This window comes from Pseudomonas sp. Pseu.R1, assembly GCF_045764065.1.
Lineage (GTDB): Bacteria > Pseudomonadota > Gammaproteobacteria > Pseudomonadales > Pseudomonadaceae > Aquipseudomonas.
Genome location: NZ_JBJGEE020000001.1, coordinates 2,176,249 through 2,192,587, shown reverse-complemented (window position 1 = coordinate 2,192,587; position 16,339 = coordinate 2,176,249). Strand labels below are relative to the sequence as shown.

The following is a 16,339-nucleotide window of genomic DNA, read 5'->3' as shown; positions in this document are numbered from 1 at the left end:
CTGCAATTCATCAGGGGGCTGACACTCCACATTCGCCAGCAAGTCTGCGCAGTGTATGGAGTGTGGCCTGCAAAACCGCGCCCCGCTCATCTGACAGACGCGGTAGGATAGCCGCCTGTTTTGCTCAGTCTTTTTCGGGAGTGACCCATGAGCGCTGTGAATCGCGCAACGGTGGAGGCTGTTCTTCGCCAATACACCGATCCTTATTTGAACCAAGACCCAGTCAGTGCCGGTTGCGTGCAGGCCATAGACATCGAGGGTGAGCGCGTCAGTGTGCAATTGGAACTCGGTTATGCCGCCGATCTGTTCAAGAACGGTTGGGCGCAGATGCTGCAACTGGCTATCGAAGGGCTGGACGGCGTGACCTCGGCGAGGGTTCACATCAATATCCGCATCACCGCGCACAAGGCTCAGGGTCAGATACCAGGCCTGACCAACGTGAAGAACATCATTGCAGTAGCCTCGGGCAAGGGCGGCGTGGGCAAGTCCACGACCGCCGCAAACCTGGCGCTGGCGCTGTCTCGCGAGGGCGCGCGCGTGGGCATTCTGGATGCGGATATCTACGGCCCGAGCCAGGGTGTGATGTTCGGTATTCCGGAGGGGACTCGTCCCAGGGTGAAGGATCAGAAATGGTTCGTGCCCATTGAGGCCCATGGCGTCGAAGTGATGTCGATGGCCTTTCTGACGGACGACAACACGCCGATGGTTTGGCGTGGTCCGATGGTCTCTGGCGCGTTATTGCAGCTGATTACCCAGACGGCCTGGAACGATCTGGATTATCTGGTTATCGACATGCCGCCGGGCACAGGCGATATACAGTTGACCCTGGCGCAGAAAGTACCGGTGGCCGGCTCGGTGATCGTCACCACGCCGCAGGATCTGGCGTTGCTGGACGCGAAGAAGGGCGTGGAAATGTTCCGCAAGGTCAACATTCCAGTGTTGGGTGTGGTGGAGAACATGGCCGTGCACATTTGTTCGAATTGTGGCCATGCCGAGCATCTGTTTGGTGAGGGCGGTGGTGAGAAGCTGGCCTCGCAATACGGTGTCGAACTGCTGGCGTCGCTGCCGCTGTCGATGCTGATTCGCGAACAGGCAGATGGTGGCAAACCAACAGCCATCGCGGAGCCGGAAAGCCAGATCGCCATGATCTATCAGGAACTGGCTCGCCACGTGGGCGCACGGATCGTGTTGCAAGAAGCGGCTTCGCCAGCGATGCCGAATATTTCCATTAGCGACGATTGATCATGCCTGCGCCCTCGATCTCCTGTGGATTAACCAGTAGAGGCGAGGTTTTCTGTGGGAGCCGGCTTGCTGGCGAAAGCGGAGGATCAGTTATTAATGAAGTAACTGACAGCTCGCATTCGCCAGCAAGCCGACTCCCACAGGGGGGGGCAGCGCATGTTGTGTCTCCGTGAAACCATGGTGCCTGAGGTGGGGGTGTTCTTGAAGGCATAAAAAAACCCCGCTTTTGAGGGCGGGGTCTTTCAAGCGATGAAGCGCAAGTTAGATAACTTGTACTTCTTCAGCTTGCATGCCTTTCTGGCCGCGGGTAGCGACGAAAGAAACCTGCTGGCCTTCTTTCAGGGTTTTGAAGCCGTCAGCCTGGATGGCTTTGAAGTGTACGAACAGGTCGTCACCGGATTGTGGGGTGATGAAGCCGAAGCCTTTCTCATCGTTGAACCACTTAACGGTACCGGTTTGGCGATTGGACATGGGATGTCTCCTTGGACAAAGTTAACTGCGACTCAGGAAGAGCCCTGGCCGAGACTGAGTGCAAAGAGCAGGAAAATTCGAGATGGTTGGATCGAAATTCAACATCGTGTAGAGATTCTCAGTGACACAAGCAACACAGTGGCGTCACCATAAACCTTTTTGAGAGGTGTGCCAATGCTTCCCCGACGTTTATTTCGGCGGATGACAGACGGTTCGCACCCCGCGTCGTGCGCAGTCTTTGAACCGGACGCTCATGCCCGGTAAGATGCCGGACATCTTTTTTCACCTCGCTATTCAGGACACCGCCATGAGCATCAAATCGGACAAGTGGATTCGCCGCATGGCGCAAGAGCACGGCATGATCGAGCCCTTCGTGGAGCGTCAGATGCGTGGCGAAGGCGCCGATCGTCTGATTTCCTTCGGTGTGTCCAGCTACGGCTACGACGTACGGTGTGCCGATGAATTCAAGGTGTTTACCAATATCAATTCGGCCACCGTCGATCCGAAGAACTTCGACGCGGGCAGTTTCGTCGACATCAAAAGCGACGTATGCATCATTCCGCCAAACTCGTTCGCGCTGGCCCGCACTGTCGAGTACTTCCGCATTCCGCGTAACGTGCTGACCATCTGCCTGGGCAAAAGCACCTACGCCCGTTGCGGTATCATCGTCAACGTGACTCCGTTGGAACCGGAATGGGAAGGCCATGTGACCCTGGAGTTCTCCAACACCACCACGCTGCCTGCGAAGATTTACGCCAACGAAGGCGTCGCGCAGATGCTGTTCCTTGAGTCCGACGAAGAATGTGAAGTGTCTTACAAGGATCGTGGTGGTAAATACCAGGGCCAGCGCGGCGTCACCCTGCCTCGCACTTGATAGCACCGTTGGTCATATCGCAACTGAATTTGTCTCGAAAAACGCACTCTATGTACTGAACTGTTCCCATCCGCACCATGCGGATGGGACCAACGCTCAGGAGTGCCCTATGAAGAGACAAGTCAAGACCAGCAGAAAGGAAACCGACCCCGGACAGAATCAGGTCGGGTTGCTGGCATGGTCGCTGTTAGCGCATCCTCACCTGATTAACATGGTTGCCGGTGGCATCCCTGGCCAGCCGAATCCCGACACTCCCAACGATTTCCCTCAGCCTGAAGAACCCGGTGAGCCGACGTTGCCCGACGAGCCACCTCCCGCTCCGGTAGCATGACCCGCGATCCCTGTCAGCGCACGCGTTGACAGGGATTTTTTGTCTGAATGCCCTGTTTCAATCGTTTCAGCCGCTGTTTCAATGCGCCTGCCAGACCGCACCATCTCCCACAACATAAATGCGGCTGAGATCGTCCTTCTCGACATTCATCCCCCCTGTAAACGCGCCAAACGCGGGCAACAGGCTGATGTCGGGCTGAATATGAAAGCAGGGCAGGCGCAAGCGCTGTCGTCCTTTGCCAAGGAGCCTGTAGGCAGGGTGCACATGACCGGCCAGGACATGATGCGTCGGGTGTGGGATTGGTTCGTGTTGCAAGGCGAAAGGACCTAGCAGCAGTGGCTCCGGGACTACCTGAATGCGCAAACCCGGGGGCGGATCACCCGCACGCTTGTCGTGATTGCCCCGAATCAGTGTCACTGTCAGCGCAGGGTGTCGTTCACGCCAGTCTTGCAAAGACGCCAACGTACCCGCCGCGTGCGACTCAGGGGCGTGCAGGAAATCGCCGAGGAATATGAGGTGTTGGCAATCATAAGCCGTCAGCAAATGATCCAGCCTGCGTAGGTTGTCGTCCGTCGTGCCGTGGGGGACCGGTTGGCCCAGTTTGCGATAGGCCGCCGCTTTACCGAAATGAGCGTCTGCAACGAGCAACGCACGTTCTCTCGGACAGTAGATTGCCTTTTCAGCCAGCAACCACAGCTGCACGCCTGCCAATTCAATCGCCAGATAAGGCCTCATGCACGAACCTCTGGGCCTGCTGCTTTCTCAAGATCACCGACCATGCGGGCAATGCGGTCGGACAACTTCTCGGTGCTCAAACTCTCACGCATGCGCTCGACCAGCAGGGGAAAGGCCATGGGCGTGGGGCGTTTGATCAGGTGCAGATCCAGGGTGCTTTCGTTAATACGCCGCAAGGCGTGCTCTAGCCTGGCGAGATCCAGTTCCTGACGCAGCACTTCTTCCTGCGCCTGAGTCAGCAACAGGTTACCTGCGTCGTATTGCTTGAAGACCTCGAAGAACAGACCACTGGAAGCCTGCAATTGACGATTGCTCTTCGGCGCGCCGGGGTAGCCAGAAAACACCAGCCCGGCAATACGAGCGATTTCCCGGAAGCGGCGCAAGGCCAGTTCACCGGCGTTAAGGCTGGCAAGAATGTCGGCGAGCAAGTTGTGCTCGCTGAACAGACCGCTGTTAAGGTGTTTTGACCAGTCCACTTCAGTCGCGCTGAGCAATTCGAAGCCGTAGTCGTTGACTGCAATGGAGAACGTCAGGGGTGTGTTTCGGCTCATGCGCCAAGCCAGCAGGCTGGCCAGCCCCAAATGCACATGACGCCCAGAGAAGGGGTAGAGAAACAGGTGCCAGCCCTCTCGGGATTTCAGCACTTCGGCCAGCAACGTGTCCTTGCGCGGCAGCGCGGACCATTGGCGTTGCACGTCGAGCAACGGGCTGACGGTGTGCATTTCGGGGCTGTCGAAAACGCCCCGCGCCGCGGCGTCGAATTTGGCCACCACGGCGTCAGCCAGTTCGCTGGAGAGGGGCATCCGCCCACCGTTCCAGCGAGGGACAGCAGCTTTTTTGCTGGTGGCCCGTTTCACGTAGGCGGTCATGTTTTCCACCCGCACCAGCTCCAGCAAGCGGCCACTGAACAAAAAGCCATCGCCGGGTTTGAGTCGCGCGATAAAACCCTCTTCGACGCTGCCAAGCGAGCCACCGCCACCACCCTTGCTCCAATACTTCACGTTGATGCTGGCGTCGCTGACGATGGTGCCGACGCTCATGCGATGGCGTCGGGCCAGACGAGCATCGGGAACGCGCCAGACACCGTGCTCGTCAGGCTCGACTCGACGATAGTCAGGGTACGCCGTGAGTGATAACCCGCCATGGCGGACGAAGGCCAGCGCCCATTGCCATTCCTCGTCGGTCAGATCCTGATAGGCCCAGGCGGTTCGGACTTCGGCCAGCAGTTCGGCAGGTTTGAAACCGCCTCCCAGAGCCATGCTCACCAGGTGTTGTACGAGTACATCCAATGGTTTGTGAGGGGATTCTCTGGGTTCGATCAGGCGGGCGTCGACGGCATCGCGAGCCGCTGCGGCTTCCACCAGTTCCAGGCTGTGAGTGGGCACCAGCGTCACGCGGGAGGGGCGCCCCGGCGCGTGCCCCGAGCGCCCGGCCCGCTGCATCAGGCGAGCGATGCCTTTGGCCGAGCCGATCTGCAACACGCGTTCAACGGGCAAAAAATCCACCCCCAGATCGAGGCTGGACGTGCACACCACCGCTTTCAGATGACCCTCCTTCAATGCACGTTCGACCCAGTCGCGCACCTCGCGTGACAGCGACCCATGATGCAGCGCGATCAATCCTGCCCAGTCTGGCCGGGCGTCGAGCAGCGCCTGGTACCAGATTTCCGACTGTGCACGGGTGTTGGTGAACAGCAGACAACTGGCGCTGCTGTCCACTTCAGCGAGCACTTGCGGCAACATCTTCAGGCCCATGTGCCCCGCCCACGGGAAGCGCTCGATGCTCTGAGGAATCAGGGTGTCGACGATCAGTTCCTTGATCACCTTGCCTTGCACCGCTGTTCCCGACTCACCCAGCAACACGTGCTGAGCATGGTCCTGATTGCCCAACGTGGCGGAAAGCCCCCACACGATCAATGCCGGATTCCATCTGCGCAGGCGGGCGATTGCCAGTTGCAGTTGCACGCCGCGCTTGTTGCCAATCAGTTCGTGCCACTCGTCGACGACGATCATATTCAGTGTCGCGAACGTCGCCTCAGCGTCGGCGCGGGTCAGAAGCAGTGTTAGGCTCTCTGGGGTGGTGACCAGTGCCGTGGGGAGCCGGCGGCCTTGTCTGGCGCGCTCGCTGCTGCTGGTGTCGCCGGTACGCAGCCCGACGCTCCATGGGATCTGCAACTCCGTCAATGGCGCCTCCAAGGCGCGAGCGGTGTCGGCAGCCAGTGCGCGCATGGGGGTGATCCAGAGCACGCTCAGTGGCGGGGCAGGAGGTTTGCGTTTGCGTGGCTTTGCATCGTCTATGCGGGGGGCTGATTTAGCGAAGCGATTGAGCGCGCCGAACCACACGGCGTAAGTTTTACCGGCACCGGTACTGGCGTGCAGCAGACCGGACTCGCCTCGGCTGACGGCATCCCACACGTCTTTCTGAAAGGGAAAAGGCTTCCAGCCACGGGCGGTGAACCAGCGCTGAGCGAAGGAGGCGGCTTTGGGCATGCGCGGTCTCGGACGGGGTTTAAGTCAGAGACCGTTGGCGCAAGCAATTAGTTTGGTTGGATCACAGTTGACTGAGCTGTAGCAGTCTGGCTTGCCGGCGGTGGCGGTTTCGAAATCGCTGCCGCCGGCAAGCCGGACTGCTACAGGGTACGCGTCAATCCGGAAGGGGGGTTATTTCAGGTTTCCACTCAAGAACTGTTTCAACCGCTCGCTCTTCGGGTTGCCCAACACTTCATCCGGGTGGCCCATTTCTTCGATCTGGCCCTGATGCAGGAACACCACCTGATTCGCCACTTTGCGAGCAAAGCCCATTTCGTGGGTCACCAGAATCATGGTGCGGCCCTCTTCGGCCAGGCCTTGAATCACCTTCAGCACTTCACCCACCAACTCCGGGTCCAGCGCCGAAGTCGGTTCGTCGAACAGCATGATTTCCGGTTCCATCGCCAGCGCTCGGGCAATCGCCACACGCTGTTGCTGGCCGCCCGACAGGAACGCCGGGTACTGGTCGGCAACGCGAGCGGGCAAGCCGACCTTTTCCAGGTACTTGCGCGCGCGGTGTTCGGCTTCGACTTTCGATACGCCCAGCACGCGGCGAGGGGCCATGGTGATGTTTTCCAGCACCGTCATGTGGCTCCACAGGTTGAAGTGCTGGAACACCATCGCCAGACGGGTGCGGATGCGCTGCAGTTCAGCCGGGTCGGCGACGCGCATACCGGTGGCGTCGCTGACCATTTTGATCTGCTGGCCGTCCAGGCTCATGGCGCCGTCGTTGGGTTGTTCGAGGAAGTTGATGCAGCGCAGGAAGGTGCTTTTGCCCGAGCCGCTGGCGCCGATCAGGCAGATCACGTCGCCGACGTTGGCCTTGAGCGACACGCCTTTGAGGACTTCGTGGTCACCGTAGCTTTTGTGCAGGCCATCGATGGTCAGTTTGTACATGGAGGCGTTCCTTAAGGAGAAAGTAAGTAGCCGCTGCGGAACGGCTCGACGCCAGCGACATGGGCGATGACCATGCCGGCGGTAGCCATGCGTCGCAAGGAGCGGGCGTACATAAGGCCAGCGTTGGTCGCGTGAACGGGGGTCACGGCGTCGCTGATCGGGTCGATGATTTCAGCGATCAGTTGCCCCGCCTCGACGTATTCGCCTGGCAGTGTGCAGAACACCAGCAGGCCGCCGACTGACGTGGCCACCGGTTCGACCGCTGCCAACGGTGTCGCGGGATAAAGCAGTTCAGGGGCAGGCGCCGGTTCACCGGCAATCGCGCCGTACTGCATCAGATAGCTGATGATGGCCTGACAATCGCGGCTGCCGAGGGCGTGATTCACATCGCCTTGGCCGCGCAATTCCAGCGTCACGGAAAAGCTGCCCAGTTCAATCGGGAAGCGCTTTTCGAAGCGCTGCTGCAATTGCCACCAGACCAACGTGAAGCATTCGTCGAACGACTGGCCGCCCGAATCGGTGGCCAGCAGACTCGCTTGCGCGCCCAGATAGCGGGACAGCGGCTCGACCTGAGACCAGGCTTCCGGCGTGGTGTACAGGTGTTCCACCGATTCGAAATCACAATGCAGGTCCAGCACCATGTCGGCGTCGCAGGCCAGGCGTTGCAGGATCAGGCGCTGGGAGTCCAGTTGCGTGGCGGCGACCCGCGCGTTCAGCCCGGCCAGCAGGCTATTGCGGATCAGCCCGGTGTTGCGTTTCGCATCGTCGCCCAGCAGCGGCTCCACCTCATCGCCGACCTGTTGTGCGAGGTCGACGAAATGGCGATTGAAGTTCTGCCCGCTTTCCAGTTCGTAGCGGCCCAGCGGCGTGTCCATCAAGACCTGTTCCAGCCCGGCCGGGTTGGCCACCGGGACGACGACGATTTCGCCCAACAACTGACCGGCCTTTTCAAGCTCGGCCAGACGCTGTTTCAGGTACCAGGACACCAGCATGCCCGGCAGTTCGTCGGCGTGCAGTGAGGACTGAATGTAGATTTTGCAGGCACCGTTTTTCGGGCCGTAATGAAAGCTGTGAATCTGCCGCGCGGTGCCAGGCACCGGCGACAGCAAATCATGGGTCAGGTGTCGCATGTACGAGTCCTAGTGAGACGGGCCGAGGAAGGCCAGCCAGCGGCGTTCGGCCAGTCGGAACAGGCCCACCAGAATGAAGGTCACCGTCAGGTAGATCAGCGCGGCGATGCCAAACGACTGGAACGTCAGGAAGGTCGCGGAGTTCGCGTCCCGCGCCACCTTGAGGATATCCGGCACGGTGGCGGTGAAGGCCACGGTGGTCGAGTGCAGCATCAGGATCACTTCGTTGCTGTAGTAGGGCAACGAGCGGCGCAGCGCCGACGGCATGATCACGTAGGTGTACAGGCGCCAGCCAGTCAGGCCGTAAGCCTTGGCGGCTTCGACTTCGCCGTGGTTCATGCTGCGAATCGCACCGGCAAAGATTTCCGTGGTGTAGGCGCAGGTGTTGAGGGCGAAGGCCAGGATCGTGCAGTTCATTGCGTCGCGGAAGAACGCATTGAGTAATGGTTGCTCGCGCACGGCGGCGATGCTGTAGATCCCGGTGTAGCAAATCAGCAACTGGATGTAGAGCGGGGTGCCCCGGAACAGGTAGGTGTAGAACTGCACCGGCCAGCGAACCATCGGGTTCGGTGATACACGGGCGATGGACAGCGGGATCGAGACGATGAAGCCAATGGCGATGGAGGCGCTGAGCAGCCACAACGTCATGGCCAGGCCGGTGATGTTCTGGCCGTCCGTATAAAGGAAGGCGCGCCAGTATTCTTGCAGCAGTTCGATCATCGTTGAGCCTCCCGGCTGCCTGCGGCATAACGCCGTTCAGCCCAGCGCAGGGCAAAGTTGGAGACACTGGTGATGACCAGATAGATCAATGCGGCGAGCACCAGGAAATAGAACAGTTGATAGGTGCTTTTGCCCGCGTCTTGCGAGGCTTTGACCAGATCGGCCAGGCCGATGATCGACACCAGCGCAGTGGCCTTGAGCACCACCTGCCAGTTGTTGCCGATGCCGGGCAGGGCGAAACGCATCATCTGCGGGAACACCACGAAGCGGAAACGCTGGGCGCGGCTCAGGCCGTACGCGGTGGCCGCTTCCACCTGTCCGCGAGGCACGGCGAGAATTGCACCACGGAAGGTTTCAGTGAAATAGGCGCCGTAAATGAAGCCCAACGTAATGACACCCGCAGCGAAAGGGTCGATTTCGATGTAGTCCCATTCCATCGCTTCGGTAAAGGTCGTCAGCCAGGTTTGCAGGCTGTAGAAAATCAGCAGCATCAGCACCAGGTCCGGTACGCCACGGATCAACGTGGTGTAGACCTGCGCCGGTACGCGCAGAAAGGCGGTCTTGGAGAGTTTGGCACTGGCGCCCAGCAGGCCGAGCACGATGGCCAGCAGCAGCGACATTACCGACAATTTGACGGTCATCCAGGTGCCCTGCATCAGCAGCGGGCCAAAGCCCTTGAGGCTGAAGGCGGACAGTCCCAGGTTTTGCAGGAGAGTTTCGAACATGTGCAACCTATACAGTCAATAAAAACGCCCATGGAAGTCAGAGGAGGGATTCGGATGAACCTCTGAAATCGACGGGCGTTTGTTTTCTTACTTACCGCTGTACAGATTCAGATCGCCGAAGTGCTTCTTCTGGATCTCGGCGTACTTGCCGTCATCGTGTAACGCTTTGATACCTTTGTCCAAAAGCGCTTTGAGCTCTTTGTTACCTTTCGAGATGCCGACTGCGGTTTTGGATGGCAGCAGTGGATCGTCGATTGGCTTGCTGACTTCGTAGTCCGCGCCTTGTGGCGATTTCAGGAAGCCCAGTTCGGCTTGCAGCATGTCTTGTACGGAAGCGTCCAGACGGCCGGACACCAGGTCAGCGTAAACCTGGTCCTGGTTGGCGTAGGCCTGGGTCTTCACGCCAGCTTTGTCCAGAACGGCCTTGGCGTAGGCTTCCTGGATGGTGCCTTGCTCGTAACCGACGGTCTTGCCTTTCAGGGACGCGACGTCAGCGCTCAGCCCGGAACCTTTCTTGTAAACCAGCGAGGTGGGGCCGGAGAACAGCTCGCTGGAGAAGTCGATGACTTTCTCGCGCGCCGGGGTCACGGTCATCGACGAGATGACGCCGTCGAATTTGTTGGCTTTCAGGCCAGGAATCATGCCGTCGAAATCGCTTTCGACCCATTTGCACTTGACCTTCAGTTCCGCACAGATCGCGTTGCCCAGATCGATGTCGAAGCCGACCAGGCTGCCGTCAGCGGCTTTCGATTCGAATGGTGCGTAGGAAGGATCGACGCCGAAACGCAGCTCCTTGTACTCCTTGGCCATTGCATTGCCAGCGGCCAGGCAGATGGCGAGTGCGGAAAGGGTCAGCCATGCTTTTTTCATCGTTCAGTCCTTAAAACCAAATTGAGCGTTGGGAACACGCGTAGGCTTGCTACCGGCAGGTGCCAGACCGCAAAAAGATAGCAATTTCCGAACCAAAGAGACGAACGTGCGTTTTAAATGTACGGAGTTGTCGCAATGATGACTTTGGGCCATCTCTTGTCTTTTTTCAGGGCGCCGGAGGCAGGGGGAGATTAGCTGAAACGACCAAAAAGGGCGCGTAAAAAATCGGTTACAAAGGGCTGAGTATGGAGGAATTAGTAGCACCTGAATGGTTGGCGGTGACGAACTTGAATCCTCATTGCCAGTGGCATTGGCCGTTTTTGTGGGAGCCGGCTTGCTGGCGAATGAGGCCGGTCAGCCAACTCACCCGTCACTGACCTACCGCTTTCGCCAGCAAGCCGGCGCCCACAGAGTCGGTCGTGCTATGACAGGGGGCATTGGCGTAGTGCGTTGCAGATGTTGCGCACTAAAACAGTGCTCATGCCAACAAGTCCTGCAACGTCGCCAGGCTGTCCGCCTCTGCCACCGGTTTGTCCTGCCGCCACCTGAGCATCCTGGGAAAACGCACGGCGATCCCGCTTTTGTGGCGTTTGGAGAGGGCAATGCCTTCAAAACCCAGCTCGAACACCAGGGTCGGCGTAACACTCCTCACCGGGCCGAATTTCTCTACTGTGGTCTTGCGAATGATTGCATCGACTTTGCGCATCTCTTCATCCGTCAATCCCGAATACGCCTTGGCGAACGGGACCAGTGTGCGTTCGGCGCTGTCTGGCGGGCCGTCCCACACGGCGAAGGTGTAATCGCTGTAGAGGCTTGCGCGCCGACCATGGCCACGTTGGGCATAGATCAGCACGGCGTCGACGCTGAAGGGGTCGATCTTCCATTTCCACCACACGCCCATGTCTTTAGTGCGGCCCACGCCATACAACGAATCCCGCGCCTTGAGCATCATGCCCTCGACCCCAAGGCTGCGGGACGCTTCACGTTGCTGACTCAAATCGAGCCAATCCTTGCCGCTCAAAACTGGAGAAGGCATCAACACCGGGCTGTTTGCGCTGGTGATCACCTGCTCCAGTTGCGTTCGGCGCTGGTGCTGCGGGCGATTGCGCCAGTCTTCGCCCCGCCATTCCAGCAAGTCATAAGCGAGGATGACCACCGGCGCGTCTTCAAGGATTTTTTTGCCCAGGGTTTTGCGGCCAATCCGTTGCTGAAGCAGGGCGAAGGGCTGGACGGACGGCGTGGACGCGTCGGATGGGAGCAGCTCAAACGCGTCAGGTGTTTCCGGGGCAGGTGTCGGCGCTTTCCACACGACAATCTCGCCATCGATGACCGTCCCATCGGGCAAGCTCTGCGCCAGGCTGTGCAACTCGGGAAAACGATCCGTCACCAGCTCTTCGCCCCGCGACCACACCCACAACCGCCCCTCGCGCTTGACCAACTGAGCGCGAATGCCGTCCCACTTCCATTCCACCTGCCAGTTGTCTGCGGGACCGAGCAGCGTTTCGAACTCATCGACGGGCTGCTGAAGCGCATGGGCCAGAAAGAACGGGTAAGGCTGACCGCCGCGCTGGGCGTGCTCGTCTTCGGACTCTTCGGCGATGAGCTTGAGATAACTGTTGGCGGTCGGTCGATGGGACAGGTCGGTGTAACCCACCAGGCGCTGCGCTACACGTTTGCTGTCGATACCGGCCAGCGCGGCCAATGCGCGAGTGACCAACAGCTTCGACACACCAACGCGAAAACTGCCGGTGATCAGTTTCAGGCAGACCATCAGGCTCTGCCGGTCCAGTTGTGCCCAGAACGCGGGCAGGCGCTCCAGCAATTCGTCGGGCGGAAGACCCCGTAAGGGCAGCAGGTGGTTTTCCATCCAGCGTGCCAGCCCTTCTTCGGAACTGTGCGCAGCCTGCGGTAATAACAGGGATAAGGTTTCCGCGAGGTCGCCCACGGCCTGATAGCTCTCTTCGAACAACCATTCGGGCAAGTCTGAAAGCCTGAGTGCCTGTTCGCGTAACAACTTGGTCGGCACTAATTGACGTGGCCTGCCGCCTGAGAGGAAGTAAACGGCCCACGCGGCGTCTTCCGGCGCGGCATGAGCGAAATAGTGCTGCATCGCCGCCAGCTTGGCGTTGCTGGAGGTGGTTGCGTCCAGTTGGGCGTAAAGTTCGGCGAAGGCCTTCACGACGCGGCCTCCTCTTTTGGTGGCGCGGGCGCGTCGTCTTCCTCATCGCCGTATTCTGTGGTGAAGCCTTGAGCGTCCAGACCCCACTCACGCAGGTAACGCACCAACACCGCCACTGATCCATGGGTGACCATCACCCGCTCGGCCCCGGTGTTTTCGATGGCCCATAACAGGCCGGGCCAGTCAGCGTGGTCGGAAAGCGCAAAACCGCGATCCACGCCTCGGCGTCGCCGAGTGCCGCGCAGCATCATCCAGCCGCTGGCAAAGGCGTCGCTGAATTCGCCAAACCGGCGCATCCAGGTGCTGCCTCCCGCAGAGGGTGGCGCAATGATCAGCGCCTGACGCAAAGCCGGGTCGGTCTTTTTGAAGTCCCCGGCGTAGTGCGTCTCGGGGATCCGCACACCCGCTTCGCGATACACCCGGTTCAGCGGCTCAACGGCGCCGTGCACCAGAATTGGCCCGATACCCGGATCGATGCCGTGCAGAATTCTCTGGGCCTTGCCGAAGGAATAGGCGAACAGCACGCTGGCCTTGCCCACGGCGGCATTAGCGCGCCACCAGTCGTTGATGCCAGTGAAAATTTCGCTCTGGGGCTGCCAGCGGTAGATTGGCAGGCCGAACGTGGATTCGGTGATGAAGGTGTGGCAGCGCACGGGTTCGAACGGTTCGCAGGTGCCGTCCGGCTCGACTTTGTAATCGCCGGATGCGACCCAGACTTCGCCCTGATACTCCAGCCTCACCTGCGCCGAGCCCAATACATGCCCCGCCGGATGCAGGCTGAGCTTCACGCCGTGATGAGTGATGGACTCGCCATATTCGAGGGTTTGCAGGTTGATGTCCTGGCCCAGCCGTGCGCGCAGAATGCCTTCGCCGGGGGCGGCCGCCAGATAGTGTTCATTGCCCGTGCGGGCGTGGTCGCCATGGCCATGGGTGATGACCGAGCGAGCGACCGGTCGCCAGGGATCGATGTAGAAATCTCCCGGCGGGCAGTAGAGGCCTTCGGGGCGGGCGATGACAAGGTCCATGGCATGACCGCAGTGGTGGGCTTGTCAGGTAGAGCGGTGATGCCAACAGGAAGTTCGGTCCAATTGTGAACACCGAGCCTGTAGGAGCGCCACCCCGACACCTCCTACAGGGAACTGCGTTGAAGTGCTACTTCCCCGGCGTCAGCGTCAATCGCGTCTTGCCATACACCCGCTCGAAATTCTCCGGTTGCATCGGCACCGACATGTACAGCCCCTTGACCCATGGATCGATACCATCGGCGAAGTGCGGACTGGCCGGGTTGCCCGACTGGCCTGCGGCACTCTGAGCCATCATCGGCTCCTGTTGCGCGAAATCGACGATCATCCGCATCGCTGGAACCACGGCCGCATCGAAGTCCTGCCCCCAATGGAAGCCTGATGCATTCAGCGTCGTGTGATCGCCACCGGCCGCCAACGGCCCTTTGATCATGCTGGCTTTGCTGCCGCCCAGCGCGGCCGTCAATTGCGCACTTTGCGACGTCCATTTGTACTGGTGCAATTTGCCCCATTGCCAGGCCTTGTGATCGCCACCCAACTGGCTTTCGCCTGCGGTCATCGCGGCCGCCAGGCTGCGGGCGAGAATCATCGGTTTGTCTTCTTTCTGCGGCGTTTTCACGTCATCCCAATACGGACTGTCTTCACGCCCCAGCAGGTGGTCGGCTTGCGGCGAGTAGGACAGGTCCGCGCTCTGCACCAGTGCTTTCCACGCCGGGCTGCTTTCCGGACCTAGTTCGTCGAGGAAAATCTGCTTGGTGCTTTCTTGCAGGAACAGCTCGTAAATAGCGGCATCGGCCGATATTGGCGACAAACGTCCGTCGAACGCCATCAAGCGGCTCAATGCTTCTCGCGCCTTGTCCCGATCTGCGGGCGGCAAGGCGTCGATGGCCTGTTTCAGCGGTTTGGCCATGCCCGGCGCTTCGAACATCTTCTTCAGCTTGGCGGCGAACGTGGTGGTCTGGTCGTATTGCATTGAAATCGTGCTGCGAGTGTCCTGCTTGCCGCTGTTGGCCAGTTCGGCGATGCGCTCGGCACGCTCCGGGTAGTCCCAGGAATTGGACAACTGCATGCCATAGCCCTTGGGCACGGTGCGTTGGTTGGCAGTGCCGATCCAGCCCTGCGACGGGTCTTGATCGTAGGGGTGCAGCATGGCGTCGGCGTAACCGTCCCAGTCATAGCGACCTTCCCAGCCTGGCGATGGAATCAGGCCCTGGCCTTCGCGGCGGTTGGGGTAACGACCGGTGACTTGCCAGCCGGTGTTCGTCGCATCGGCGAACACTATGTTCAGGGTGATCGCGCGGATTTCCCGCGTGGTGTCGAACGCACGCTCGACGTTTTGCGCGCGGGTCAGGTCGAACAGGGCATCGAGGGATTTGTCATCCTTGGCGTTCGGGGTTTGCAGGGCGATGCCCAGGCCGTTGGCCAATTGCGCCGAGCTGCCGTTGAGCAGCGGGCCGTGACGGGTCTCGAACGCGGCTTCGCGAATCGGACTCTGTCCGCGGATGAAATAGGTCTCTTCGTGAGCGCCCGCGGGCACCCATTTGCCATCGGCCATGACCATCAGGCGATTGTTTTCGCGCTTGAGTTTTTCCAGAAACAGGTCCTGATTGTCGCCCATCGCCGGACCCATGCCCCAGGCCAGTTTGCCGTTGAAGCCCGAGAGCACCAGTGGCAGACCGGCGACGGTCGCACCTGCGGCCTGATACTTCGGCGCGCGAATCTGCACGAAATTCCACATCGACGGCAGGGTGGCGGGCAACTGGCTATCGGTGGCCAACAGGCTTTTGCCTGCGCGAGCACGTTGCGGCGCGATGACCCAGTTGTTCGACGCCGAAACGCCCAGCAGATTGAGATCGGAAAGTTGCAGCGCGGCTTTGTCCAGATCGCTCAGGCCCGGCATCTGGTTACTCAGGTTCAGGCCTTTGAGTTTGTCGGCTTCAGCGAATGGCAGCGCTTCGTCCGGGTAAGTCGGCAGCAGCCACGCGAGCTTGTCGGCGCCGACTTTCTGAGCCAGTACCAGCGAGGAGATTTCTTCCTGCAGGTTGACCGACAGACTGAAGTTCAGCAGCGCAAAGATCAGCGCCGAGTCTTCAGGTTTCCAGTATTCGGGTTTGTAGCCCGCGTCTGCGAGGTCCGACGGCAGCTTGTCGCGGTAGCGGAACAGGTAGGCGTTGACGCCGCGTGCATACACTTCGAAGAAACGCTTCAGACGCGGCGACGAGGCGTTGTACAGATCGCCCGCCGTTTGCTTGAGGTTGGCCGCGCGCATCATCCGGTCCAGATCCAGTGCGCCGGAGCCTGCGATTTCCGACAGACGGCCCTGAGCCAACAGGCGCATTTGCACCATCTGCGAGATGCGGTCACTGGCGTGGACATACCCCAGCGTGAACAGCGCGTCGTGAAACGTGCTGCTTTCGATCAGGGGCATGCCCAGATGATTACGACGTACGGAGACGTTCTGCGCCAGCCCCTTGATGGCGTAAACGCCGCTGGTGGGCGGCAGATTGTCACGGTCTTCGCCGCCCAGTTGGCAGCCTGCAAGGCTCAACAGCCCCAACATGGCAGCGGCTGTGCTGAGTCGCGTCTTCAGGGATGAATGGGCGGGCGAGGCCATG

14 protein-coding genes are annotated in these 16,339 nt (G+C 60.0%); 3 read left to right on the top strand and 11 right to left on the bottom strand.

The genetic code is table 11. The annotated features are described in order from the left end of the window. Positions 1–147: 147 nt before the first annotated feature. Positions 148–1,242, top strand: coding sequence for an iron-sulfur cluster carrier protein ApbC (gene apbC, locus ACI5GA_RS10110; protein ID WP_404636163.1), 1,095 nt, complete (start codon positions 148–150; stop codon positions 1,240–1,242). 261 nt (positions 1,243–1,503) lie between these two features. On the opposite strand, the gene ACI5GA_RS10105 is transcribed toward apbC, so the two are convergent. Next, positions 1,504–1,713, bottom strand: coding sequence for a cold-shock protein (locus ACI5GA_RS10105; protein ID WP_010445013.1), 210 nt, complete (start codon positions 1,711–1,713; stop codon positions 1,504–1,506). A 307-nt stretch (positions 1,714–2,020) separates the two neighbouring features. On the opposite strand from ACI5GA_RS10105, the gene dcd reads away from it, so the two are divergent. Together dcd and ACI5GA_RS10095 are read left to right on the top strand one after the other, a co-directional pair. Continuing rightward, positions 2,021–2,587 (top strand): dCTP deaminase, encoded by a 567-nt coding sequence (gene dcd, locus ACI5GA_RS10100; protein ID WP_010445012.1) that lies wholly within the window; start codon positions 2,021–2,023, stop codon positions 2,585–2,587. A gap of 109 nt (positions 2,588–2,696) precedes the next feature. Next, positions 2,697–2,918 (top strand): hypothetical protein, encoded by a 222-nt coding sequence (locus ACI5GA_RS10095; RefSeq protein ID WP_421422696.1) that lies wholly within the window; start codon positions 2,697–2,699, stop codon positions 2,916–2,918. A gap of 78 nt (positions 2,919–2,996) precedes the next feature. On the opposite strand, the gene pdeM is transcribed toward ACI5GA_RS10095, so the two are convergent. The 10 genes from pdeM to ACI5GA_RS10045 form a co-directional block, all read right to left on the bottom strand. Beyond that, on the bottom strand, positions 2,997–3,653 hold the full coding sequence (pdeM, locus tag ACI5GA_RS10090) for a ligase-associated DNA damage response endonuclease PdeM (protein ID WP_404636168.1): 657 nt from the start codon (positions 3,651–3,653) through the stop codon (positions 2,997–2,999). Continuing rightward, positions 3,650–6,142 carry a ligase-associated DNA damage response DEXH box helicase gene (locus tag ACI5GA_RS10085; RefSeq protein WP_421422695.1) on the bottom strand — a complete coding sequence of 831 codons (2,493 nt, stop codon included), beginning with the start codon at positions 6,140–6,142 and terminating at the stop codon, positions 3,650–3,652. Before ACI5GA_RS10085 ends, pdeM begins: the two co-directional genes overlap by 4 nt. Before the next feature lie 171 nt (positions 6,143–6,313). Beyond that, a complete protein-coding gene (locus ACI5GA_RS10080; protein WP_421422694.1) occupies positions 6,314–7,078 on the bottom strand; it encodes an ABC transporter ATP-binding protein in 765 nt (254 codons plus the stop codon). An 11-nt stretch (positions 7,079–7,089) separates the two neighbouring features. Beyond that, the gene (locus tag ACI5GA_RS10075; RefSeq protein WP_421422693.1) at positions 7,090–8,208 is read right to left on the bottom strand and encodes a succinylglutamate desuccinylase/aspartoacylase family protein; all 1,119 of its coding nucleotides are present in this window, start codon (positions 8,206–8,208) and stop codon (positions 7,090–7,092) included. A 9-nt stretch (positions 8,209–8,217) separates the two neighbouring features. Further along, a complete protein-coding gene (locus ACI5GA_RS10070; protein WP_404636176.1) occupies positions 8,218–8,928 on the bottom strand; it encodes an ABC transporter permease in 711 nt (236 codons plus the stop codon). After that, the gene (locus ACI5GA_RS10065) at positions 8,925–9,653 is read right to left on the bottom strand and encodes an ABC transporter permease (protein ID WP_404636177.1); all 729 of its coding nucleotides are present in this window, start codon (positions 9,651–9,653) and stop codon (positions 8,925–8,927) included. Before ACI5GA_RS10065 ends, ACI5GA_RS10070 begins: the two co-directional genes overlap by 4 nt. A gap of 87 nt (positions 9,654–9,740) precedes the next feature. After that, positions 9,741–10,523, bottom strand: coding sequence for a transporter substrate-binding domain-containing protein (locus ACI5GA_RS10060; RefSeq protein ID WP_404636178.1), 783 nt, complete (start codon positions 10,521–10,523; stop codon positions 9,741–9,743). Between the two features lie 478 nt (positions 10,524–11,001). After that, positions 11,002–12,702, bottom strand: coding sequence for an ATP-dependent DNA ligase (locus ACI5GA_RS10055; RefSeq protein ID WP_421422692.1), 1,701 nt, complete (start codon positions 12,700–12,702; stop codon positions 11,002–11,004). After that, positions 12,699–13,727, bottom strand: a complete 1,029-nt coding sequence (locus tag ACI5GA_RS10050; RefSeq protein ID WP_404636180.1) for a ligase-associated DNA damage response exonuclease — start codon at positions 13,725–13,727, stop codon at positions 12,699–12,701. The genes ACI5GA_RS10055 and ACI5GA_RS10050 overlap by 4 nt, the downstream gene beginning before the upstream one ends. Positions 13,728–13,854: 127 nt before the next feature. Then, positions 13,855–16,338: a penicillin acylase family protein gene (locus tag ACI5GA_RS10045; protein WP_421422691.1), complete on the bottom strand. Its 2,484-nt coding sequence runs from the start codon at positions 16,336–16,338 to the stop codon at positions 13,855–13,857. Position 16,339: the final 1 nt, after the last annotated feature.